The organism is Nitratireductor sp. ATLC21 (genome assembly GCF_057196525.1).
This window is the reverse complement of sequence record NZ_JBXUOU010000003.1, coordinates 300,282-322,471: the sequence shown is the minus strand read 5'-3', so window position 1 is coordinate 322,471 and position 22,190 is coordinate 300,282. Positions and strand designations below refer to the sequence as shown.

Genomic DNA, 22,190 nt, shown 5'->3' with positions numbered 1-22,190 from the left:
GATATTCGATTGTCAGTCCAAGCGCCACCGTTTAGGAGATCATCATGATCGAGAGTGACGACCACGAACTGATGAGCCGTGCGGCATGGATCTACTATGTTGGGGGGCTCAATCAGGAAGAGACCGCAAACCGCCTGGGCACCACCAGAGCGCGCGTGAACAAGCTGCTGCAAAGCGCCAAGGATGCCGGCATCGTGTCGATCTCGATCGATTCACGGAGCAACGGTCTCCTGGAGGTGGAGGACGAGCTGCGCCAACGCTTCAATCTCGAACGGTGCATCTGCTCTCCCGCTCTGGGCCTCGGCAGAGACGTTCAATTACCAGGTGCTCTTTCCGAATACCCACGTCGCGCGGTCGGATCGTTGGCGGCGACGCTGGTGAGAGAACTGATCACACGCAAGGGTGACGCCGTGATCGGCACGGGCTGGGGCCGCACCCTTGACCACATCACGCGCAACATGGCCGGCGTCAGCGCACCCGGAGCGCGCTTTGTCAGTCTTATGGGCTCACTCACCGCCAACAGCGCCTTCAATCCATTTGAAGTGGTGCAGGCTCTGGCAAGGGCGACCGGCGCCGAAGGCTATTTCCTGCCGGTGCCGTTCATTGCCAACACTCCGGAGGACCGCGATATACTGTTGTCGCAGACCACCGTGCGCTCCGTTCTCGAAATGGCCAGGCAGCCGGATATGGCCATCATCTCTGTCGGCGAACTCACGGAGCACTCCTTACTTCGTCGTTCAGGCATGATCTCGCAAGTCGAGCTCAACGAGCTTCACGAGGCAGGCGCAATTGGTGACACGAACGGAATTTTCTTTGACGCCCACGGGGCGCCTGTCCAGCATGTGCTTAACCAGCGGACCCTGGCAGTGGGTTTCGAGGCGCTGCGCGCTACCCATACAGTCCTGCTGTCCGGCGGCATCGAAAAAGCGGAAGCCACCTGCGCCTTGCTTGAAAGCGGCATTGTCAAAACACTTGTCGTGGATGGCGATACGGCGCGCGCCATTCACGAGATCGCCGGCTGCAAGAATTAAGAGCCGCAGCACCCCGATTTCCTGTGCCAAGCGGCTCACCGGATGGTCGGAAAAGGCGAAAAGGCCAATGCCTTCTAAAAATCGATGGGCAAGGAAACTCAACCGGCGGGTGGTTGGTGGAGCTGAGGGGAATCGAACCCCTGACCTCGTCATTGCGAACGACGCGCTCTCCCATCTGAGCTACAGCCCCATTCGCCGGTGACCCGCATTTATGTCCGCTAAAGGCAGGCTGTCAAGAATCCAGATCACCTGCTTCAATCTCTCCGTAGACGCAAACATCCGCCCCCAATTTCCCGCCCCGATCCGGCAAATAACCGCGTCAGACTTGCCGCATCCATCGGCAATGGCTACATGTCGCAAAATTCGCGGCTGAGGAAGCGAAGGTCGTTATCGCCGCCGCTTCCCGACCGCCGCGCTTAACACCGCCCAGGAGACCGGCATGCTCGCGCTTATCCAGACCATCATCATGGCGCTCGACATTTATTGGTGGCTGATTATCGGGTCAGCTGTTTTTTCCTGGCTTTACGCGTTCAACGTGGTCAATCCCCGCAACCAGTTTGTGGGTTCGGTCGGCAATTTTCTCTTTCGCGTCACGGAGCCTGCGCTACGACCGATACGGAATCTTTTGCCCGATCTCGGCGGCATCGACATCTCGCCGATCATCCTGCTGCTGATATTGTTCTTCGTTCGACAGTTCATACTGACGACCATTGCTCCCGCTCTTTTGTGAAGCATGGTCGAGGTACCGGCCTTCTGTCGGTTATCTGACCAAGGGCTGACGCTTCTCGTGCGCCTGACGCCCAGATCCGCGCGCGACGCGATCGAAGGCCCTGGCGAGACCGCGGACGGCCGTTGTCATCTGAAAGCGCGCGTGCGCGCCGTTCCAGAGAATGGCAAAGCCAACGCCGCACTGGAGAAGCTGCTCGCCAAAGAGTGCGAGGTTCCCCCAACCTCGGTTTCGGTCACCGGTGGAGCCACGGCGCGGCTCAAGACAGTGGAAATCCAGGGAATGCCCGAGGAGCTCCTCGCGCGCATTGAGGCGGTCGTCACACGCCGATAGGCGTTGTCATGAAATGCGTCTATGCTCACCACCGCTGAAGGAAGGAGCATGGCTTATGCGACTGGCAATAGCGGGAATTCTGGTAACAGCGCTTGGGGGCCTGGCACAAGCCAGCGAGATCGAGAGCGCCTACACCGAAATAAACACACAAGAGAATTGCGCGGCATTTGCCGCCCCTGCAGCCGATGATCCAGGTGAATGGATGAATTTCGTCTGCGAGGGTTGGCGTGGCTACCCGGTGCTCATTTACTATGGTGATGCGCGGGAATCGATCTTTTACGGCTTCCCGCCAGATGGGGATCTCGCGCCAGAATGGGAAAGCTTTGCCGGCTTCAACTCCACGGGATCGACCATAGAATGGCGCATTATGAGCGATGGTGACCGCAAGTGGCCCTTCGCAACGATCCACCGATGGTTCATTGACGATGGCGAGGGTGTAGGCGACAAGATCGAAGTACTTGCCGTAGAAAAGGTCGGGCAGGTTTTCGGGCGGGAAGGCTGCGTCATCGGATATGTTGTCGCCACCGGCAACGAAAATGCCAATGAAAAAGCCCGCCGCATCGCCGATGGGCAGGCTTTCGATTTCGCGTGTGGCGCGGATCAGCCGGTGATCGACGCCGGCGATGTGCCGCTGCCCATGACGACGGGCAGCGATGGCGGCGGTTGAGCGCCGCCCCTCTTACTTGCTCGCCTTGGCCCGCTCGACGGCCTCGACGATCAGCTTTCGAGCCGCCGCTGCATCCATCCAGTCACCGATCTTCACCCACTTGCCGGGCTCCAGATCCTTGTAGTGCTCAAAGAAGTGCTGGATCTGCTGGAGCGTGATTTCCGGCAGGTCTGTGTAGTTCGTCACGTTTTCATAGCGGCGTGTCAGGTGCGGCGATGGTACGGCAATGATCTTCTCGTCCTGGCCGGAATTGTCTTCCATTATGAGCACGCCGATCGGCCGGACGTTGATAACGCAGCCGGGGATGAGCTGGCGTGTGTTGCAGACCAACACATCAATTGGATCGCCATCGTCGGACAGTGTGTGGGGCACGAAGCCGTAATTGCCCGGATAGGTCATCGGCGTGTACAGGAACCGGTCAACGACCAGCGTCCCGGAGTTCTTGTCCATCTCGTATTTGATCGGCTGACCGCCGACCGGCACTTCGATGATGACGTTCACGTCTTCTGGCGGATTGTCACCGGTGGAGATGGCGTCTATGCGCATGGGAAAAGCAACCTCTGTTCTGACAGTTATGGCTGCCGGATACCGGCATGACGACGGTGGAGTCAGCCAGACGGAGCAGCCCGGAAACGGATGGCTGCCGCTTTATCGCGTCATAAGCCGCATGGCAATGCAGCGAATGGTGCAGTGCGAAAGTTTTGCCGCTCAGCTTGGCTATATGAATGCGTTGAAAACGCGAGGCTAGGCCTTAATCCCAGACAAAAGCCAGCTTGCGGAGCGCACGGTGCTCAAACACTTCGACACCCTCTGCGATATCTCGTCCGCCAGCACCCGAATAAAATGCGAGAGCCGGTTCATTGTCCTCCAGCGCCCAGACGACAAGCCCTTTAAGGCCATGGGCTTCCAGCATATCGCGCGCAGCCTGGAAGAGCCGGCGACCAAGCCCGACACCCTGATATTCAGGCCGGAGGTAGAGCTCGTAGATCTCGCCTTCCTGACTGAGTTCTCGAGCACGGTTCCGCCCGAGCGTTGCATAGCCAGCAATCTCGCCGCCTATCTCGATCACCAGAACGGTAGCGGAGCGGCGTATCGCGTTGGCCCACCAGCGCGGCCCGCGACGGCCAATCATCCGTCCAAGGGCCTGATAGGGGATAATGCCGGTGTAAGCGCCGCGCCACGCGCTGTCATGGACCTCGGCGATAGCCTCGGCGTCGTACGGCTCTGCTCGTCTGATATCGATCGTCAGCGTGTTCATGGTTTCTTAACCATAGCTGCGTCGGGTCGACATGCGCAAGCATTAGAGCACGCATCTTTGCAGTCACACACAAATCGCCGAAAAGCTCTCAGATTTCGGTCAAACGGTCCGCGATTTCATTGGAATTACGTCGTCCGGCGGGAAAATGCCGAGAAAGCACTTCGCCTGTATATGCTACCGTTTCCACGAAACCATCGGCCAAGGTCCCGCGCCGCGCGTGCTCCAGCATCAGCGCAACGCCCTCGTTCCAGACTGTCTGCTCAACGCGGGCATCGATCTCGGAATCGGCCACGATTTCCACGTAGCGTTCCGCCAACGAAACGAAAATGAGAACACCGGTCCGGCCTTCGGTAACGTGAATGTTGTGGGCAAGGAACTGGTTTTGCGCATTTGCGTGCGCACGCCTGTATTTCAGCGCTTTTGGCACCAGCGCCACACGCAGTCCCTCGAACGCTGTCACCAATCCTGCAGCGGCGCCGAAAGCAGCAAGCTGAGCCACCGCAAAAATCATCGTATCGATGGATATCCACCAGTAGCTCAGCGCAAAGGCGAGGAACGGCCCCAAAATGAGGATGGCAAGCGCCACAATCAGGCAGGCAGGATAGAGATAGGCATCACTCGAACGCGCGAGCACGCAATATATCTCACCCGATGTCTTCTTCTCGGCTTCGCTGATTGCCCGGGCGATGCGCGCATGTTCGGCCTCGGAAAGCCGTTTGATGTGTCGTGTCATTTCTACCAGCTCCCCGATGCACCGCCGCCGCCCGATGAGCCGCCACCGCCGGAAAAGCCCCCACCGCCACCGCCGGAAGACCAGCCACCCGATGACCGTCCACCGGACGAACCGCCACGCGACTTGGTGTAATCCACCGTCATGCCGAGCCATTTGTAACGTCCAGGACCGATCTTGCGACCGAAAATCGGCGGCAGGAACGCCATCGCGATACCACCAAAAAAGAACGTGGCCCAGACGAGAAAGAACAGTATGACCGGCCAGCCAGACCCCTTGTCACTCTGTTGGCTGCGCTTCGCGCGCGCTTCCAGTTCGGCTGCATTGCCTTCCAGAACCATGATGATGTCATCGACCGCACCACTGATGCCTGTCGAAAAATCGCCGGCACGAAAGGCAGGCACCATGGTGTTTTCGATAATGAGTTTTGAATGCAGGTCTGTGAGCGTTCCCTCAAGACCGTAACCCACCTCTATGCGCATCTTGCGATCATCAAGCGCAACGAGGAGCAGGACGCCATTGTCTTCGCCTGCCTGCCCCAGTCCCCAGGCGCGAAACAGCCGGTTGGCAAACGGTTCCAGCGCCTCTCCATCCAGACTACGAATCGTGGCAACCACGATCTGATCTGAAGATCTGGCCTCGAAAGCTTCGAGCCTCGAATTGAGGGCCGCTTCGCTGGCTGCATCAATGATCCCTGCATTGTCGACCACCCGTCCGGTGAGACGAGGCAATTCGGCAGCAGCGACTGTGGATGCCGCCGCAATCCAGATAAATCCCGCAACCAACGCAAGCCAGATACTGCGGTGACCAAACGTGGTCAGAGCCCGCGAAACAGCCTCCCCCATGGATCAGTCTCCGTCAGCCGCCGCTGCTTGTGCCGAAATTCACAGACGGCACATCCATCTTCTCTTCTGAGATTGTGAAGGTCTCATAAGGTTCATTGCCGGTGAACCAGAACATGGCCCAAAGCATGGAGGGCAGCGTTTTCAAGGAGGTGTTGTAGAGCCGGACCGCCTCGATATAGTCACGCCGCGCCACGGCGATACGGTTTTCCGTACCCTCGAGTTGTGCCTGCAGAGCAAGAAAGTTCTGGCTCGATTTCAGATCCGGATAATTTTCAACCACGGCAAGAAGGCGGGACAGCGCGCCGGAGAGACCGGCCTGGCTTTCCTGAAATGCCTTGAAGGCCTCGGGGTCGGTCAGCATATCCGGCGAAATCTGAACCTGGGTCGCTTTCGCGCGGGCTTCGACAACGCCTTCAAGCACCTCGCGCTCCTGAGCGGCATAACCCTTCACGGTCTCGACGAGATTGGGGATCAGGTCGGCGCGACGCTGATACTGGTTCAGCACTTCGCTCCAGGCCGCTTTCGCCTGCTCCTCGCGAGTCGGGATCGTATTAAAGCCGCAAGCCGACAACAGCGGCAGCATCAGGCAAAGCGCCAGCAGGGAAAAAAGGCCGCGTACGGGCATGGCGGCGAGCGGCTTGGCAATCGGCATGAAGGGACACCTCCGGAAAATTGGCTCTCTCGACATTAGAACATGGTCCACTGATAGGAAACCAATTCCGAACAATGGATGCATGATGTACGGTCAGGCTTGAATAACGGCAACGGGTTTTTCGTACAGTGTCAACACAGAAGCGCAAGGAACAGGCCGAAGCGGAATCGCGGCGGATCCTCGACCGGGTCAGCCGTGAGAGCGAAGGCAGCTCCATGATGACCCGCGCGCGCGATCACATTTCGGCCAGGGACGCGGAGCAGAACGATCCGATTGAACTATGGGGAACACGGATCGGCAGAGCCATCGCGGTGACCACCCTGACCGCCCTCATCCTTTGGATTCTCCTTTACGTTTTCGGCATCATCGGCGGGTGAATGACAACATGACCAGAGAAGAAAACCGGCGCGGAACCCGCGCTGTCATTGTCATATCCAGCCATGTGGCCCGAGGCAGTGTTGGAAACCGCGCCGCCGTTTTCACGTTGGAGGCGCTCGGTTTTCCGGTATGGGCAGTGCCTACGGTAATCCTTCCGTGGCACCCGGGCCATGGCCCTGCCACGCGCATTGTGCCCGAACCCGACCAGTTCGCGCGTTTCGTAAGCGACCTTCAACATGCGCCATGGCTGGGCGAAGTCTCAGCGGTTCTCTCCGGCTATCTGGGCGACCCCGAACAGGCAAATGCGATAGCCGGCCTGGTGGAAGCCCTGAAAAGCCGCAATCCAGAAGCGCTCTATGTCTGCGATCCGGTGCTTGGAGATCGAGGCGGCCTGTATGTGCCTGAGCCGACGGCTGCGGCCATCCGCGACAAGCTGCTGCCTCTGGCCGATATCACAACGCCAAATCGATATGAGCTGGCTTGGCTTACGGGCGTCGATACTGACGGCACCGATTCTGCGATCCGTGCCGCGCGAAAGGCACCCCCTGCCGAGGTGCTGGTAACCTCCGCCCCTGCAAGCAGCCCCGACCGCCTGGCAAATCTGCTGGTGGGCAGAAGGGAAGTGCTGCGCGCGGCTCACGACAGCATTCCCAAAGCTCCGAACGGAACCGGCGATCTCACCGCGGCGCTCTATCTTGCCCGGCTGCTTGCCGGCGAGTCGGAGGAGGAAGCGCTCGCCAAGACCACCGGTTCCGTGGTCGCAATCCTCAACAGGGCGACCGAACGTGGGTCGGATGAGCTGATGCTGGAAACCGACCGGCAGATTCTGACGCGGCCGCAAATGATGATCGAGATCGAGCGTGTCGCTGGCTCCGTTTCCGCTCAAGGTTGAAGCCACCAAAGTTTCCGGGGGCAGGTTGAACAGACTGCACACTGATGAGGCTTTCAGGAACAATGCACAGCGGTGTTGCAGGTGGATCAAACCGGATTGCACGCCACGCATTTTCTCGCTATTCGAAAGCTCATGACGCACCTTCCTGAACGCCTTATCTCCGGCTACCGCAATTTCATGGCGGGCCGATACAGCTCCGAGAGTGAGCGCTACCGCAAACTGGCCAACGAAGGCCAGTCACCGCAAACCATGGTCATTGCATGCTGCGATTCACGCGCGGCACCGGAAACCATCTTCGACTGCGGCCCGGGTGAGCTTTTCGTCGTGCGCAATGTGGCCAATCTTGTGCCGCCTTACGAGCCTGACGATCACCATCACGGCACCTCAGCCGCGCTCGAGTTTGCTGTGCAAAGCCTGAAGGTGAAGCATATTGTCGTGATGGGGCATGGCCGCTGCGGCGGTATCGGAGCCGCACTCAATCCCTCGGCAGAGCCACTTTCTCCGGGCGATTTCATCGGAAAATGGATGGGGCTCGTCGCACCGGCAGCCGAAGCTGTGGCCGGCAACGAGCTGATGACCCAGTCTGAGCGTCAGACCGCACTTGAGCGCATTTCAATCCGCTATCAGCTTCAGAACCTGCGCAGCTTCCCCTGCGTGAAGATACTGGAAGACAAGGGAAAGCTCTCCCTTCACGGCGCCTGGTTCGATATTTCAAGCGGCGAGTTGTGGGTGATGAATCCCCAGACCGGCGATTTTGAGCGGCCGCAGCTTGATTGACGGCTCTTGTTAGACCGGACCCGGCGGGCTTGGCCGTAGCGCCGTTGCCAATGCCGGTTCCGGCAGCCTGTTCCAGATCAGCCACGAAATAATTGCCACGCTTCCGAGCGTCGGGATGATCAGCACCATGGCCAGCACCGGATCGCCAATCAGGGCGGCGATGCTGCCTCCGGCGAGCCCGGTGCCCATCTGCAAAAATCCCGTGAGCGAAGAAGCTGAACCCGCAATGCGCGGAAAAGGCGCGAGCCCGGCCGTCATCATCGCGGGCATCACAAATGCGATGCCGAATGCATAGATTCCAACGGGGCCCATCACCCCGATAAAGCTTGGTTCGAACTGGGTCAGGGTGATGATAAGAAGCAGGCTGCCTGCCCCGATGGCTGCAAGACCGATGGGCACGAGCTTGTAAGCTCCTAGCGACCTCATCAGAAAACGCGCCACGAGCGCGCCGGTGAAATACATACCCGACTGGGCCAGCATGCCGATACCGAACTCGGCAGGAGTGAGACCAACCCGGCTCATCAGAATAAAAGGCAGCACCGTGGCCTGGGTGTAGAGAGCGCCAACCGCGCCTGCGATGACCATACTTGAAAGCATGAAATAGGCGTTGCCAAGCAACAGACCGTAGGAATGGATCAAGGCTTTCGGGCTGATCCGCGACAGATCACGTTCGACCGTTTCCCGCATGCAGAAATGGATCACGAGAGAAATCACAACGCCTGCTACAAGCATCAGCCCAAAGATCGCATGCCACCCCGCAAGCTGCATGGTCAGCCCGCCGAGGGTGGGCGCGAAGGCCGGCCCTATCGCAAGGATGATGCCGATCAGGTTCATGATGCGAGCAGAGCTCTCATGGGTGAAGAGATCGCGTACGACCGCGCGCGATATCGCGACGCCGACGGCCGCGCCAAAACCCTGCAAGAATCGGGCGGCGATAAGCATCTCTATGTTGGGTGACATCAGTGCGGCAAAGCTTGCCACCACGTAAATGCCGATAAAGCCGAAGGTGACTGGTTTGCGCCCCAGCCCGTCCGAAAGCGGGCCGCAAAAGAGTTGCGCCAATGCAAAGCCGGCAAAGTAAAGCGATATGGTCATCTTGACCGCGGCTTCCGTTGTGCCAAACGCTTCGACGATCTGAGGCATGGCGGGCGTAAAAAGCGCCATTGAGACCGGTCCGAGCGCCACGAGCATCGCCCCGATGATGCTGACACGCCGCTCGCTCATCAGTGGCGTTGCGACAACCTCATTCGATGTTTCGGCACGCAGGTTCATAAACCTGCCTCCGCGGGCTTTTCAGAAGCCACCGCCAGGTTGGCGCGAACGAGTTTTAACTGCTCAAGCAGGCTCTCCCACTCGGACTGGCTGAGCGATCCTGCCGCCTTCTTTCGCATTTCCGCAGCCATCGCACCAATCGCTTCCAGCACGCTATCGGCTGCGTCGGTGAGTTCGACCAGTTTGGCGCGTCGGTCCCTCGGGTCATTCAAACGACGAACAAGCGCACGCGCTTCCAGCCGGTCGAGATAACCGCTCAGCGTCATGGCCTCAACACCCATGCGCTCCGCCAGAACATTCTGCCGGACGGCCCCCGCGCGCGCCGCATGGACCAGCGTTCTCGCTTCGCCAGGTGTTACACCGAGACCAGCCTCCGCTATGGCACGGTCCATCGTGCTGCGAAACAATCGATGGATATCTGCGACCAGAAAGCCGAAGGAATCAGGATTGACGGAATGCGTCACAACAGGACCCTTATTATAAGGCAAGCTTAATATAAGCATTACATATAGTCACGATGAATGACCGTCAACGCCCACCATTGCACCCCTGGCGCGCAACGCTTACATCGCTAAGAGTTTTCTCTCCCAACCTCCCGGAACCGCCATGCAGAAATCCGCGCCCATTGACCTTGCAACCCACCCACTGACGAACTGGACGGGCCCGCATGGCCTCCCGGATTTCACCGCTTTTGACGACGCAGCTTTTGCCCCCGTGTTCGAGGCAGCGTTGACCGCGCACGAAACGGAAATTGCCAGGATTGCCGGCAACACCGAGGCGCCCGACATAGAGAACACGCTGACCACATTGGAGCTTGCAGGAGATGCTCTGTCGAAGGTTTCCGCCATATTCTGGTGCCGTGCCGGGGCGCACACGAATGAGACCATCCAGGAACTGGAGCGTGAGATTTCGCCGCGCATGGCTCGGCACGTGTCTGCAATCTTCATGAACGAGATGCTCTTCTCCCGCATCGACCGGCTCTATCAGGATCGAGGGAGGCTGGGTCTCGATGCCGAAACAAGCCGCGTTCTCGAAAAGACCTGGAAGCGCTTCGTGCGTGGCGGCGCACAGCTCGACCAGACCGACAAGGAGCGCCTTGCGGCGATCAACGAGGAGCTCGCTGGCCTTGGTGCTCAATTTGGGCAAAGCGTGCTCGCCGACGAAAGCGGCTGGGCGCTGTTTCTCGAGGAGAGTGATCTTGGGGGGATCTCCGATGCGGTGAAGAGCGCCATGTCAGAAGCTGCAGAGGCCCGTGGCAAAAAAGGCCTGTATGCGGCCACGCTGTCGCGCTCCATTGTCGAACCGTTTCTCGCCTCATCGGAACGGCGTGACCTGCGCGAAAAGGTGTTCAAAGCCTTTGCCAAGCGAGGCGAGAATGGCGGGAAAACAGACAATACGGATGTGATCGCCAAAACCTTGAAGCTGCGCGCCAAGAAAGCGAAGTTGCTTGGATATGCATCCTACGCAGCGTTGAAACTCGATGATACCATGGCCAAGACCCCTGATGCCGTGCAGGATCTGTTGCAGCCTGTCTGGCAGAGAGCGCGCGAGAAGGCCGCAGAAGACGAGAAGGAACTGGCCCGCCTTGCCGCACAGGAAGGGCAAAACCACGCCATTGCCCCCTGGGACTGGCGCTATTACGCCGAAAAGCGGCGCGCAGAGCGGTTTGCATTCGATGAGAGCGCACTAAAACCCTATCTCGCTCTGGAGAATGTCATCGCTGCCGCATTTGACGTGGCACACCGGCTGTTCGGCCTTACCTTCGAAGAGCTGAAAGGGGTGCCTGCATGGCACGAGGATGTGCGCACATTCGCCGTGTGCAACGCTGATGGCACAAGGCGTGGTCTTTTCCTGGCCGATTATTTCAACCGGCCTTCCAAGCGCTCCGGCGCGTGGATGAGCGCTCTCCAATCCGGCTATCGCCTGGGTGAGGGAAAATCGCCGATCATCTACAATGTGATGAATTTCGCGAAGCCGCCAAAGGGCCAGACAGCCCTGCTGTCCGTGGACGAGGCGCGCACCCTGTTCCATGAATTCGGCCATGCGCTGCACGGCCTCCTGAGTGATGTGACCTGGCCGTCAATTTCCGGCACTTCCGTCTCCCGCGACTTCGTCGAGCTGCCCTCGCAGCTCTTCGAGCACTGGTTTACCGTGCCTGACGTGCTGCAGAAATTTGCAAAGCACCATGTGACCGGCGCTTCCATGCCTCAGGAATTGGTGGAGAAAATGCGCGCCGCCCGCACGTTCGATGCCGGCTTTGCCACAGTGGAGTTCACCGCATCAGCGCTGGTCGATATGGCCTTTCACAGCCAGGCTGAAGCGCCGGACGACCCACTGCGCTTTGAAGCGGAAACGCTGGAAAAGCTCGGGATGCCAGATGCCATCGTCATGCGCCACCGCACCCCGCATTTCCTGCATGTATTTGCCGGCGATGGATATTCAGCCGGCTACTACTCCTACATGTGGTCGGAAGTTCTCGATGCCGATGCCTTCCGCGCTTTCGAGGAGAAAGGCGATCCCTTCGATCCAGAAACGGCACAGAAGCTGCGTCAGCACATCTATTCTGCGGGCGGTTCAGCGGATCCTGAAGACCTCTACAAAGCCTTCCGCGGCCGCATGCCCACCCCGGAAGCGATGATGGAGAAGAAGGGGCTTGCCTGAAAGAGCTTTTGACAGTCACGGATGTGTCATGTGAGCGATAACTCACTGCAACATTGAAGCACCAGATTGCCTCCCGAGAATCAACCAGATTGAGGGAGACTGTCATGAAGTCCTTTGCAGTGAGTACCCGCCGTAAATTCCTCCTTGGAACCGGCGCAACCGCACTCGCCACCGCCGTGGGCGGGCTTTCCATGCCCGCCATCTCGCGGGCCTCTACGCGCCCGATGTTCACCCATGGTGTTCAGTCCGGCGATGTCGACACGACGAGCGGCATGATCTGGACGCGGGCCGACCGGCCGGCTCGGATCGAGTTCGAGGTTTCATCTACGGAGAGCTTCTCGAACGCCACCCGACTGCCCACGATGGATGCGCTGCCGGAGAGCGACTTCGCGGTGAAGCGGCTTCTGACGGATCTCACGCCGGACCAGGAGATCTTCTATCGCATGCGCGCTGCCGATCTCAGCGACAGCAACGCCACTTCCGAGTGGATCGTCGGCCGCTTTCGCACGGCGCCCTCGGCCCGGCGCAACATCCGCTTCGCCTGGTCGGGTGACACGGCCGGACAGGGCTGGGGCATCGACGAAGCCGGCATGAAAACCTATGCCACCATGGAGAAGCACCGGCCGGATTTCTTCCTCCATTCCGGTGACACCATCTATGCCGATGGCCCGATGGAGGACGAGGTCACGCTGAAAGACAGCAGCGTCTGGAAAAACACGGTTCTCATCGACGAGAAGCGCAAGGTGGCAGAAACGCTGGACGAGTTCCGTGGCCAGTGGAAGTACAACATGATGGATGATCATGTGCGCGCGCTGAACGCCGTCTGCCCAACATTCTTCCAATGGGACGACCATGAAGTGGTCAACAACTGGTCGGCCTCCAAGGATCTTTCCGAAGACGATCGCTATACCGAAAAATCCGTGCCCCTGCTGCAGGCCCGCGCGGCCCGTGCGTTCCATGAAATGACGCCGATCCGCTATACCCCCGCAGAGCCGGGCCGGGTCTACCGCAAGATCGCCTACGGGCCGATGCTCGACGTCTTCTTCCTCGACATGCGCTCCTACCGCGCCGCCAACTCCGACAGCCTGCAGGAAACTGCGAGCGAGGAAACCCGCTTCCTCGGAGACGAGCAGATCCGCTGGCTGAAGCGCGAGCTTGCCAACTCCCGCGCCACATGGAAGGTCATTGCCGCCGACATGCCGATCGGCCTGGTGGTACCGGATGGCGACAAGATCGAGGCCATCGCCAATGGCGACAATTCCGCCCCGAAAGGCCGTGAATTCGAGATCGCCGATCTCCTGCGCTACATCAAGAATGCCGGCATCGAAAACACTGTCTGGTTCACCGCCGATGTGCACTACACGGCCGCCCATTACTACAATCCCGACAAAGCCGCCTTCCAGGACTTCAAGCCTTTCTGGGAATTCGTTTCCGGCCCGCTTCACGCCGGCACGTTCGGCCCCAACAAGCTTGACGGCACGTTCGGTCCGGAACTCAAATATGTGAAGGCCCCAAGCGAGGAACAGGGGGCAAATCTGCCTCCCTCCGCCGGCTTCCAGTTCTTCGGTCTCGTCGACATCGACGCGGGCACAGAACAGATGACGGTACGACTCATGGATCGCGATGACAACGAGCTCTACAAGGTGACGCTCGACCCCGTGCGCTCTGCCTGAGCGGGTTTGGCAACCATCAACCGGGGTCTCTGGCCCCGGTTTTTTCTTGCGCGTCTTTAAAAGAATAAGCCAACTGTTGGCTCAAACCACCAATTTGTTAGAACGACATGCCCAATTGGTCGCAGTCGGGAAAATTGAATCTTTTTCCCATCGGCACTATCTAGCTTGCATCACGAGCACTCACGGAGAGCACGATGGACCATACGCAGGCGCCTCAGCAAGCCGATTCGGCGGTGAGAACTGCTTCCGCACGGCCGGATGTGACCGTCTTCTTCGACAAGCGCACCTTTTCCGCCCAATATATCGTTGCCGACCCGGCAACCGGAAAATGCGCTATTATCGACCCGGTTCTCGATTTCGACGAAAAATCCGGCAACACCTCCACGGAGCACGCGGACAAGCTTCTGGCATTTATTCATGAGAAAGGCCTGGAGCTTGAGTGGATTCTGGACACGCATCCCCATGCCGACCATTTCTCCGCCGCAGGCTATCTCAAGGAGAAGACGGGTAAACCCACGGCCATTGGCGTGAAGGTTATCGAGGTCCAGAAGCTCTGGAAGACGATCTACAACTGGCCCGACTTCAAGGCAGACGGCTCGCAATGGGACAGGCTGTTTGCCGATGGCGAGACTTTCTCCATTGGGACACTGCCAGCAAAGGTGATGTTCTCGCCCGGTCACACCCTGGCTTCGATTACCTATGTGATCGGCGATGCAGCGTTCGTTCACGACACGCTGTTCATGCCCGATTCCGGGACCGCCCGCTGCGATTTTCCCGGCGGCAGCGCCGAACGGCTCTGGAAGTCCATTCAAGAGATTCTCAGCCTGCCTGACGAGACCCGCATCTTTGTCGGACACGACTATCAGCCGGGTGGGCGCGAGCCGCGTTTTAAAAGCACCGTTGCCGAGCAACGGGCCACCAACAGCCATATTTCCAAGTGCAAGACGGAAGCAGAATTCGTCGCGATGCGTGAGGCGCGCGATAAAACCCTGCCCATGCCCAAGCTCATCCTCCATGCCTTGCAGGTAAACATGAATGCAGGGCAACTGCCGGCGCCGGAAGCCAATGGCAAGCGCTATCTGAAGTTTCCTCTAAACGCGCTGGAAGGCGCAAGCTGGGGCTAAACACGGCCGGCTCTCGCCCGGCATTGGCACTGCGCACTTTCGCAATTGCGAAAAAACCTGTATGAGCGCGGCAACGCAACTGGCCGCGCCATGCCTTTCGCGCGCCTACCGACCCCAAAGAGCACATATGAAACTGCGCAATATTGCGATCATCGCCCACGTTGACCATGGGAAAACGACACTCGTCGACGAGCTTATGAAGCAGTCCGGCGCCTTCCGCGACAACCAGCGCGTCGCCGAGCGGGCCATGGACTCCAACGACCTCGAAAAAGAACGCGGCATCACCATTCTTGCCAAGGCCACTTCGGTGGAGTGGAAGGACACCCGCATCAACATCGTCGACACGCCCGGCCACGCCGATTTCGGCGGCGAGGTGGAGCGCATCCTCTCCATGGTGGATGGCGCCGTGCTTCTGGTGGACGCGGCCGAAGGTCCGATGCCCCAGACCAAGTTCGTTGTCGGCAAGGCGCTCAAGGTCGGTCTGAAGCCGATCGTCGCCATCAACAAGATCGACCGTCCGGACGCCCGTGCCGACGAGGTGATCAACGAGGTGTTCGACCTCTTCGCCGCGCTCGACGCCACTGACGAGCAGCTCGACTTTCCGATCCTCTACGGCTCGGGCCGCGACGGCTGGATGAACTACGAGCCCGAAGGTCCCAAGGATCAGGGTCTCGCCCCGCTGTTCGACCTCGTGCTCAAGCATGTGCCCGAGCCCACCACCGAGCCCGGCCCTTTCCGCATGATCGGCACCATTCTGGAAGCCAACCCCTTCCTCGGCCGCATCATTACCGGCCGTATCGCGGCCGGATCCATCAAGCCGAACCAGGCCGTGAAGGTGCTGCATCACGACGGCACGCTTCTGGAAAACGGACGCATCTCCAAGATCCTCGCCTTCCGCGGGCTCGAGCGCCAGCCCATCGAGGAGGCCCATGCAGGCGACATCGTCGCCATTGCAGGTCTCTCCAAGGGCACCGTCGCCGACACGTTCTGCGATCCGTCGGTCACCCAGCCGATGGAAGCTCAGCCGATCGACCCGCCGACCGTGACCATGAGCTTCATCGTCAACGACTCGCCGCTGGCCGGCACCGAGGGCGACAAGGTGACGAGCCGCGTGATCCGCGACCGGCTTCTGAAGGAAGCCGAGGGCAATGTGGCGCTGAAGATCGAGGAAGCCGACGACAAGGATTCCTTCTACGTGTCCGGCCGTGGCGAACTTCAGCTCGCCGTTCTCATCGAAACCATGCGCCGTGAGGGCTTCGAGCTCGCCGTCTCGCGCCCCCGCGTGGTGATGCAGAAGGACGAAAGCGGCCAGCTTCTGGAGCCCATCGAGGAAGTGGTCATCGATGTGGACGAGGAGCATTCCGGCGTCGTCGTGCAGAAAATGTCGGAGCGCAAGGCCGAGATGATCGAGCTGCGCCCCTCCGGCGGTGACCGCCAGCGCCTCGTCTTTCACGCGCCCACGCGCGGCCTGATCGGCTATCAGTCGGAGCTTTTGACCGACACGCGCGGCACGGCCATCATGAACCGGCTGTTCCACGATTATCAGCCCTACAAGGGCGAGATCGGCGGCCGCGTGAACGGCGTCCTGATCTCCAATGATGACGGCGAGGCAGCGGCCTACGCCCTGTTCAACCTGGAAGATCGCGGCCCGATGGTGATCGACGCCGGCGTGAAAGTCTATCAGGGCATGATCATCGGCATTCACTCCCGCGACAACGATCTGGAAGTGAACGTGCTGAAGGGGAAGAAGCTCACCAACATCCGCGCCGCTGGCAAGGATGAAGCGGTGAAACTGACCCCGCCGATCCGCATGACGCTGGAGCGCGCGCTTTCCTGGATCCAGGAAGACGAGCTGGTGGAAGTGACGCCGAAGTCGATCCGCCTGCGCAAACTCTATCTCGACCCGCACGAGCGGAAACGCTTCGAGAAAAGCCGCGCCGGCGCCGCTTGAGGTTGACTGGCACATGAGCCCGCACTTGCCTTGCGGGCTCTAAACCAGCGAGAATGCGGCGTCATCATCCTCTTTTTGAGTTCTGATACTGTGCGTCTTGAGAGCAACATCGACGTTGTTGCCCAGCACCCTCGCCCTTCGACAAGCTCAGGATGAGGGTTACTGGGACGTGGCAGTGGCTCGAAAGGTGTATCGTCCGCGAGGATCAACCGCCCACCGCTCTGTCACCTCGACATTTCAATGGTGAGCTTACTGGTCGTCCTCAGTAACCCTCACCCTGAGCTCGTCGAAGGGCGAGGGTGCCAGGCTCAGCCGTCAATACATCCCGCCATCCGGGTTGACAGTTTCCATACATGGCGCCCTAATCTCCGTACCTTCGTGGAGGAGCCCCCCAATGGATCCCGCATTCCTGCTCACGGCGCTTGTCGTCGTGCTCATTCCAGGCACTGGTGTGATCTACACACTGGCCATCGCGCTTGGCCGCGGCGGGCTGGCATCCGTTTCGGCCGCGTTCGGTTGCACGCTCGGCATTCTGCCCCATATCGCAGCCGCGATCCTCGGCATCGCCGCCCTGCTGCATGCCAGCGCGATGCTGTTCCAGATCGTGAAATTCGCCGGGGTGCTCTATCTCCTCTGGATGGCATGGGGCGCACTGAAGGAGAACGGCATGCTGAATGCCGAACCCGACCGCAGCGCGATCCCGCATCGGGCGATCATCCGACGCGGCTTCCTGATCAACATTCTGAACCCAAAGCTCTCGATCTTCTTTTTGGCCTTTCTGCCCCAGTTCATTCCCGCCGAAAGCGCAATGCCCGCGCTCGATATGGCATGGCTGGGCTTCATCTTTATGGCGATGACCTTCGTCGTCTTCGTGCTCTATGGTCAGATGGCCTCGCTCGTGCGCGGCCGGGTCCTGTCGAGCCCGACCATCATGAAATGGCTGCGGCGCTCGTTTGCGGCAGCCTTTGCCGCGCTCGGCCTGCGCCTGGCGCTCTCAGCAAGGTAGAACAATGGATATCTCCGCCCTCATCATCTTTGCCGGCGCCCTGCTTGTCGCGGCCGGCTCTCCCGGCCCCAGCATCGCGGCGCTGGTTGCCCGCGTCATCACGCGCGGCTGGCGCGATGTGTTGCCGTTCCTGGCCGCCATGTGGATCGGCGAGGGAATCTGGCTTTCCTTCGCCATTTTAGGCCTCGCCTATGTGGCGGAGACCTTCCACATGGCTTTCGTGGTGATCAAATATGCGGGCGTGGCCTATCTGCTCTATCTCGCATGGAAGATGTGGATTGCGCCCGTGGAAACGGGTAGCGAAGCCCTGCCCAATGCCGGCTCGCGCCTGCGTCTCTTCTTCACCGGCATGGCAGTGACCCTCGGCAATCCGAAAATCATGATGTTCTATCTGGCGCTTTTGCCCACCATCATCGACGTCGCCTCCGTGACGCTGATCGGCTGGGCGGAGCTGACGCTCACCATGGTGGTTGTTCTGGTGGCGGTGGATGCCGTATGGGTGCTTGCCGCCACGCAGGCACGAAGGCTGCTCAAAAGCCCGCGCGCCATGCGGATTGCGAACCGCACCAGCGCCTCGATGATGGCCGGTGCTGCGGCGGCCATCGCAACGCGCTAGAGCATCGGACCGAAAAGTGGAACCCGGTTTTCGGACTATTCCGATGCTCCATCAATAGTCTGGATCGCCGCGCGTCCGGATGGACGCATGGCGATCTACAGCGCCGCGCGTCTTATAAGACGCGCAAAGGACGCTGTAACACTTTCAAATGATGCATGCTCGTTGTCTTTCAAATGAATTCATTTGGAAGCGACATGCATTAGAGCAACCACTCTATCCAGCGGCCATGGAAGTCGCAGCGCGCAAGATCGCGGCGCTCTCCGGTTGGCCACAGCGTGAGCGAAACCAGCGCGAATGGCTCATTCGTGTCCGAGGGTTCCATGCACAGCCAGGCGATGGGCGGGCCGCCTGCCTGGGCAGCCGTTTCAAGCGCGGTCTCTATACGGGTCCGCGTTTCATGGCGAAGGTATTGCCACATGATCGAATGGAACAGCACCGTGACCCGATCGGGCCGGCGGGCGGCAAGTGCGGCATCTACAAAGTCAGCGGCATCCGCCTTTTCCAGTGCGAAAGGCGTCTCGTTTGCCAGCTCGATTGCCGCGCGCAGGCGGGAAAGCCGCGCCTCCTGATCGGCCCACACATAGGAAGTCAATCGCAACCGCTGATCATCACGGGACACGTCGATGGGCGCGATGTCGCTGCCCTGGCGCGTGGCGATATACAGCGCCCCCGACAGGTCCGGGGCTGCCCCCCGCGTCTCGGGCGCCAGCCTCACGGGTGAAGCGGCGTCGCCCCATACGCTATCGCCATAGCGGTAGTGAAAGCGGTCAAACAGAAGGTTGAGCCCTGCACTCGAGCCGATTTCATAAAGATCGAGCGGCAGGCCTGTGTCGCGCGCGATCTGGAGAAAACCCGGCAGGAGCATCGCCGAACGACCGATCTCGTTGGTCTGTGGTGGGCTGTCCAGATTGGCGCAAAGACGCTCATCATGGCGGGCGATGGCAGCACTCACGGCCTTTCGAAGCGCCTCAGGTGGAGCCGCGTTTGGTGGATAGACCCCGGCAAGTGCGGCATCCTCACCGGCAAGCACAAGCGCATGGAGCCCGCCACACAGACGCAGCGCCAGCGCATCCTCCCCGGCCTCGCCCGGCCAGCCGAGCACGCACGCGCCGGTGGCGGTCTCGCGGTCCAGTATGTCAGGCAGAAGACGGCACAGTTGCGCCGTGAAGGGAGAGCCCATGCGATCGCAGGCCTGCGCCTGCTTCTCGAAATGCGCGCTGACATGGGTCGTCATACATCCCTCCTGTTCGTTGGGATGAAAATCCTAGCATGCGTTTCACGGCACTTTTGCTGCAGTGCAGCATTTTATCTGGGCCAGAGAATATGGCATGGCCAATCAGCCCAACGGGCGCTCCGCCAGAGCTTTTTCAATCTCGGGCATCAGACTTTCGCGGATACTCTCGGGCGTGAACGGCCCCACATGCTTGTAGCGAATCGTGCCATCAGGTCCGACGAGAAAGGTTTCAGGAACGCCATAGACACCCCAGTCCATTGCCGCGCGGCCATTCTGGTCGACACCGATGGCATCGTAGGGATTGCCGAGATCGCCCAGAAACCGGCGGGCGTTTTCCGGCTTGTCCTTGTAGTTGAGTCCCGCAATCACGACGCGCTCATCCGTGGCGAGCTGCATCAGCAGCGGGTGCTCCTGACGGCATGGCAGGCACCAGGAACCCCAAACATTAACCAGCGTGACCCGGCCGCTGAAGGCCCCCGATGACAGACCGGGCAGGTTCATCCCCTCGAGCGGTGGAAGATCGGTCTGCGGCGCGGGGCGGCCAATCAGTGCGGATGGCACGAGAGAGCTATCCTTGCCGGAAAAGAGCTGCATCAGAAAGACGGCCGAAAGCGCCAGAAAAAGCAACAGCGGCAGCAGGAACAGAAGCCGCCGCGAACGGGCCGGCTTTTCGCTTGTCACGCTCATTTCTTCGGCGCCTTGCGGTCCGAGCGACGGCGAATGCCACGCTCCTCAAGCTCCTTGAGCTCTCGCTTGCGGCCGGCCTGATCGATCAGGATCCAAAGGCCGAGCCCCGCGATCACCAGCGCCGAGATCCCGTAGGCGGCGAAGACATAGGCTGCGTGGGTCATCGGAGCGCCCTTTCCGCCGCCCGCGCCGAAAGCCGGCGCATGGCGACAACACGACGGCGCCAGATGTCCGCGCGCATCGCCATCAGATGCAGCGTGACGAAAAGCAGAGTAAAGCCCAGCGCACAGATGAGCAGCGGCCACAGCAGCGAGGCGTGGATCGTTGGCCCATCGAGGCGGAACACCGAAGCCGGCTGATGCAGCGTGTTCCACCAGTCCACCGAGAACTTGATGATCGGTATGTTGACGAAACCGACGAGCGTGAGAATTGCCGCAGCCCGCGCCGAACGGCCGGGATCGTCCATGGCCCGCGTCAGGGCAATGATGCCGAGATACATCAGGAACAGGATGAAGACGGAGGTCAGCCGCGCATCCCAGACCCACCACGTGCCCCACATGGGCTTGCCCCAGACGGAGCCGGTGAACAAGGCGAGCGCGGTGAAGGCCGCGCCAATGGGCGCAGCGGCTTTCAGCGCCACATCGGCAAGCGGGTGTTTCCACACCAGTGTTCCAAGAGCGGATATGGCCATCAGCGAATAGCAGAACATGGCAAGCCAGGCGAACGGCACGTGGATGTACATGATCCGCACGGTGATGCCCTGCTGGTAGTCTTCCGGAGCGGAGAACGCCATGTAGAAGCCGGCAGCGAGAACGGCCAGCGAAAGACCGCCGAGCCATGGAACAAGCGTGTCGGCCAGCGCGAGAAAACGCGTGGGATTGGCGAGCGCCGTCAGGCGACCGGAGAGCGTGGAGGCTTGCGGCGTGGCGTTTGTCATGCCTGAACCCATAGCGTTGCGTGTCCTGTTCCGCAATCGAATCGATTGCCGCACATCAGTCGCCGCCCCAGCGCAGTGCAAGGGAAGCGGCCAGCGGCCCGATGACGGCAAAGAACAGCATCAGCGCGGCAAGAATGAGGAAAGGCGGCAGAAATGGATCGGGGTCGGCCACCGCTCCACGCGCCGCCGCCACACCGAAGATCAGAACCGGGATGGTGAGCGGCAGCACGAGCACCGAAACCAGAAGCCCGCCGCGCGGCAGCGCCACGGCGAGGGCCGCCCCGACCGCGCCAATGAAGGTGATGGCCGGCGTGCCGACGGCCAGCGTCGCGGTAGCCGCCAGAATGCCCACCGGCTCGACATTCATGAAAAGGCCGAGCAAGGGCGTCACCACCACCAGCGGCAGGACGTTGACCGTCCAGTGCGCGCAGCATTTCACGAACACGGTCAGCGCCGTCATGTGCCGGCTGTCGGCCAGAAGCATCAGGTCCAGAGAACCGTCCTCACGATCGGCCTGAAACAGGCGTTCAAGCCCGAGAAGGCCGGCAAGCAGCGCGCCGATCCAGAGGATCGCCGGGCCGATGCGCGCCAGAAGGTTCAAATCCGGCCCGACGCCAAAAGGTATGACGGCAACAACCGCAAGGAAGAACAACACCCCGGTCAGCGCCCCGTTGCCGGTGCGCACGCCAATCTGCAATTCGCGTCGGAAAAGCGCTAGCATGGTGCAAACCGGGATGGT

The 22,190-nt window shown here is 60.2% G+C and carries 26 protein-coding genes and 1 tRNA gene; 14 read left to right on the top strand and 13 right to left on the bottom strand.

Annotated elements, in window-relative coordinates:
- Positions 1-44: 44 nt before the first annotated feature.
- On the top strand, positions 45-1,031 hold the full coding sequence (locus AC2CHD_RS15995; RefSeq protein WP_484554477.1) for a sugar-binding transcriptional regulator: 987 nt from the start codon (positions 45-47) through the stop codon (positions 1,029-1,031).
- Between the two features lie 114 nt (positions 1,032-1,145).
- Here AC2CHD_RS15995 and AC2CHD_RS15990 read toward each other — a convergent pair.
- Positions 1,146-1,221: transfer RNA gene (locus AC2CHD_RS15990), tRNA-Ala, on the bottom strand.
- A gap of 249 nt (positions 1,222-1,470) precedes the next feature.
- On the opposite strand from AC2CHD_RS15990, the gene AC2CHD_RS15985 reads away from it, so the two are divergent.
- From AC2CHD_RS15985 to AC2CHD_RS15975, 3 genes are read left to right on the top strand one after another with little or no spacing between them, the layout of a single operon-like run.
- Complete coding sequence (locus AC2CHD_RS15985; protein ID WP_229449541.1) at positions 1,471-1,761, top strand: YggT family protein; 291 nt, start codon at positions 1,471-1,473, stop codon at positions 1,759-1,761.
- 3 nt (positions 1,762-1,764) lie between these two features.
- Positions 1,765-2,091: a DUF167 family protein gene (locus AC2CHD_RS15980; protein ID WP_484554476.1), complete on the top strand. Its 327-nt coding sequence runs from the start codon at positions 1,765-1,767 to the stop codon at positions 2,089-2,091.
- 55 nt (positions 2,092-2,146) lie between these two features.
- Positions 2,147-2,758 carry a hypothetical protein gene (locus tag AC2CHD_RS15975; protein ID WP_484554475.1) on the top strand — a complete coding sequence of 204 codons (612 nt, stop codon included), beginning with the start codon at positions 2,147-2,149 and terminating at the stop codon, positions 2,756-2,758.
- A gap of 12 nt (positions 2,759-2,770) precedes the next feature.
- Here the strand turns inward: AC2CHD_RS15975 and ppa are convergent, their stop codons facing one another.
- The gene (gene ppa, locus AC2CHD_RS15970; protein WP_007010652.1) at positions 2,771-3,304 is read right to left on the bottom strand and encodes an inorganic diphosphatase; all 534 of its coding nucleotides are present in this window, start codon (positions 3,302-3,304) and stop codon (positions 2,771-2,773) included.
- Here ppa and AC2CHD_RS15965 point away from each other — a divergent pair.
- Positions 3,297-3,506: a hypothetical protein gene (locus AC2CHD_RS15965; protein WP_484554474.1), complete on the top strand. Its 210-nt coding sequence runs from the start codon at positions 3,297-3,299 to the stop codon at positions 3,504-3,506. The genes ppa and AC2CHD_RS15965 overlap by 8 nt on opposite strands.
- A 3-nt stretch (positions 3,507-3,509) precedes the next feature.
- Here AC2CHD_RS15965 and AC2CHD_RS15960 read toward each other — a convergent pair whose 3' ends face one another.
- From AC2CHD_RS15960 to AC2CHD_RS15945, 4 genes are all read right to left on the bottom strand, one after another.
- Positions 3,510-4,016: a GNAT family N-acetyltransferase gene (locus AC2CHD_RS15960; protein WP_229449538.1), complete on the bottom strand. Its 507-nt coding sequence runs from the start codon at positions 4,014-4,016 to the stop codon at positions 3,510-3,512.
- An 88-nt stretch (positions 4,017-4,104) separates the two neighbouring features.
- Positions 4,105-4,749, bottom strand: coding sequence for a TPM domain-containing protein (locus AC2CHD_RS15955; RefSeq protein WP_229449537.1), 645 nt, complete (start codon positions 4,747-4,749; stop codon positions 4,105-4,107).
- Between the two features lie 2 nt (positions 4,750-4,751).
- Positions 4,752-5,591 (bottom strand): TPM domain-containing protein, encoded by an 840-nt coding sequence (locus AC2CHD_RS15950; RefSeq protein ID WP_484554473.1) that lies wholly within the window; start codon positions 5,589-5,591, stop codon positions 4,752-4,754.
- Positions 5,592-5,604: 13 nt separating this feature from the next.
- Positions 5,605-6,243: a LemA family protein gene (locus AC2CHD_RS15945; protein WP_229449535.1), complete on the bottom strand. Its 639-nt coding sequence runs from the start codon at positions 6,241-6,243 to the stop codon at positions 5,605-5,607.
- Positions 6,244-6,371: 128 nt separating this feature from the next.
- On the opposite strand from AC2CHD_RS15945, the gene AC2CHD_RS15940 reads away from it, so the two are divergent.
- From AC2CHD_RS15940 to AC2CHD_RS15930, 3 genes are all read left to right on the top strand, one after another.
- A complete protein-coding gene (locus tag AC2CHD_RS15940) occupies positions 6,372-6,620 on the top strand; it encodes a hypothetical protein (RefSeq protein ID WP_229449534.1) in 249 nt (82 codons plus the stop codon).
- An 8-nt stretch (positions 6,621-6,628) separates the two neighbouring features.
- Complete coding sequence (gene pdxY, locus AC2CHD_RS15935; RefSeq protein WP_484554472.1) at positions 6,629-7,513, top strand: pyridoxal kinase PdxY; 885 nt, start codon at positions 6,629-6,631, stop codon at positions 7,511-7,513.
- A gap of 132 nt (positions 7,514-7,645) precedes the next feature.
- A complete protein-coding gene (locus AC2CHD_RS15930) occupies positions 7,646-8,290 on the top strand; it encodes a carbonic anhydrase (protein ID WP_229449532.1) in 645 nt (214 codons plus the stop codon).
- A gap of 9 nt (positions 8,291-8,299) precedes the next feature.
- On the opposite strand, the gene AC2CHD_RS15925 is transcribed toward AC2CHD_RS15930, so the two are convergent.
- Together AC2CHD_RS15925 and AC2CHD_RS15920 are read right to left on the bottom strand one after the other, a co-directional pair.
- Positions 8,300-9,562, bottom strand: coding sequence for a multidrug effflux MFS transporter (locus AC2CHD_RS15925; RefSeq protein WP_484554471.1), 1,263 nt, complete (start codon positions 9,560-9,562; stop codon positions 8,300-8,302).
- Positions 9,559-10,026 carry a MarR family winged helix-turn-helix transcriptional regulator gene (locus tag AC2CHD_RS15920; protein WP_484554470.1) on the bottom strand — a complete coding sequence of 156 codons (468 nt, stop codon included), beginning with the start codon at positions 10,024-10,026 and terminating at the stop codon, positions 9,559-9,561. The genes AC2CHD_RS15925 and AC2CHD_RS15920 overlap by 4 nt, the downstream gene beginning before the upstream one ends.
- 142 nt (positions 10,027-10,168) lie before the next feature.
- Here AC2CHD_RS15920 and AC2CHD_RS15915 point away from each other — a divergent pair, with 142 nt between their 5' ends.
- The 6 genes from AC2CHD_RS15915 to AC2CHD_RS15890 all read left to right on the top strand — a co-directional run bounded on the left by AC2CHD_RS15915 (position 10,169) and on the right by AC2CHD_RS15890 (position 18,593).
- Positions 10,169-12,223: a M3 family metallopeptidase gene (locus tag AC2CHD_RS15915; protein WP_484554469.1), complete on the top strand. Its 2,055-nt coding sequence runs from the start codon at positions 10,169-10,171 to the stop codon at positions 12,221-12,223.
- 104 nt (positions 12,224-12,327) lie between these two features.
- Positions 12,328-13,896, top strand: coding sequence for an alkaline phosphatase D family protein (locus AC2CHD_RS15910; protein WP_484554468.1), 1,569 nt, complete (start codon positions 12,328-12,330; stop codon positions 13,894-13,896).
- A gap of 194 nt (positions 13,897-14,090) precedes the next feature.
- On the top strand, positions 14,091-15,020 hold the full coding sequence (locus tag AC2CHD_RS15905) for an MBL fold metallo-hydrolase (protein ID WP_484554467.1): 930 nt from the start codon (positions 14,091-14,093) through the stop codon (positions 15,018-15,020).
- A 127-nt stretch (positions 15,021-15,147) separates the two neighbouring features.
- Positions 15,148-16,971, top strand: a complete 1,824-nt coding sequence (typA, locus tag AC2CHD_RS15900) for a translational GTPase TypA (RefSeq protein WP_065816830.1) — start codon at positions 15,148-15,150, stop codon at positions 16,969-16,971.
- 394 nt (positions 16,972-17,365) lie between these two features.
- A complete protein-coding gene (locus AC2CHD_RS15895) occupies positions 17,366-17,977 on the top strand; it encodes a LysE family translocator (RefSeq protein ID WP_007010668.1) in 612 nt (203 codons plus the stop codon).
- Positions 17,978-17,981: 4 nt separating this feature from the next.
- Positions 17,982-18,593: a LysE family translocator gene (locus AC2CHD_RS15890; RefSeq protein ID WP_484554466.1), complete on the top strand. Its 612-nt coding sequence runs from the start codon at positions 17,982-17,984 to the stop codon at positions 18,591-18,593.
- A 199-nt stretch (positions 18,594-18,792) separates the two neighbouring features.
- On the opposite strand, the gene AC2CHD_RS15885 is transcribed toward AC2CHD_RS15890, so the two are convergent.
- The 5 genes from AC2CHD_RS15885 to ccmB all read right to left on the bottom strand — a co-directional run bounded on the left by AC2CHD_RS15885 (position 18,793) and on the right by ccmB (position 22,172).
- Complete coding sequence (locus AC2CHD_RS15885) at positions 18,793-19,827, bottom strand: DUF2332 domain-containing protein (protein WP_484554465.1); 1,035 nt, start codon at positions 19,825-19,827, stop codon at positions 18,793-18,795.
- A gap of 102 nt (positions 19,828-19,929) precedes the next feature.
- Positions 19,930-20,514: a DsbE family thiol:disulfide interchange protein gene (locus tag AC2CHD_RS15880; RefSeq protein ID WP_484554464.1), complete on the bottom strand. Its 585-nt coding sequence runs from the start codon at positions 20,512-20,514 to the stop codon at positions 19,930-19,932.
- Complete coding sequence (ccmD, locus tag AC2CHD_RS15875; protein ID WP_007010672.1) at positions 20,511-20,678, bottom strand: heme exporter protein CcmD; 168 nt, start codon at positions 20,676-20,678, stop codon at positions 20,511-20,513. Before ccmD ends, AC2CHD_RS15880 begins: the two co-directional genes overlap by 4 nt.
- Positions 20,675-21,463, bottom strand: a complete 789-nt coding sequence (locus tag AC2CHD_RS15870; protein ID WP_484554463.1) for a heme ABC transporter permease — start codon at positions 21,461-21,463, stop codon at positions 20,675-20,677. The genes ccmD and AC2CHD_RS15870 overlap by 4 nt, the downstream gene beginning before the upstream one ends.
- Positions 21,464-21,506: 43 nt before the next feature.
- Positions 21,507-22,172 carry a heme exporter protein CcmB gene (gene ccmB, locus AC2CHD_RS15865; protein WP_484554462.1) on the bottom strand — a complete coding sequence of 222 codons (666 nt, stop codon included), beginning with the start codon at positions 22,170-22,172 and terminating at the stop codon, positions 21,507-21,509.
- Between the last annotated feature and the right edge of the window lie 18 nt (positions 22,173-22,190).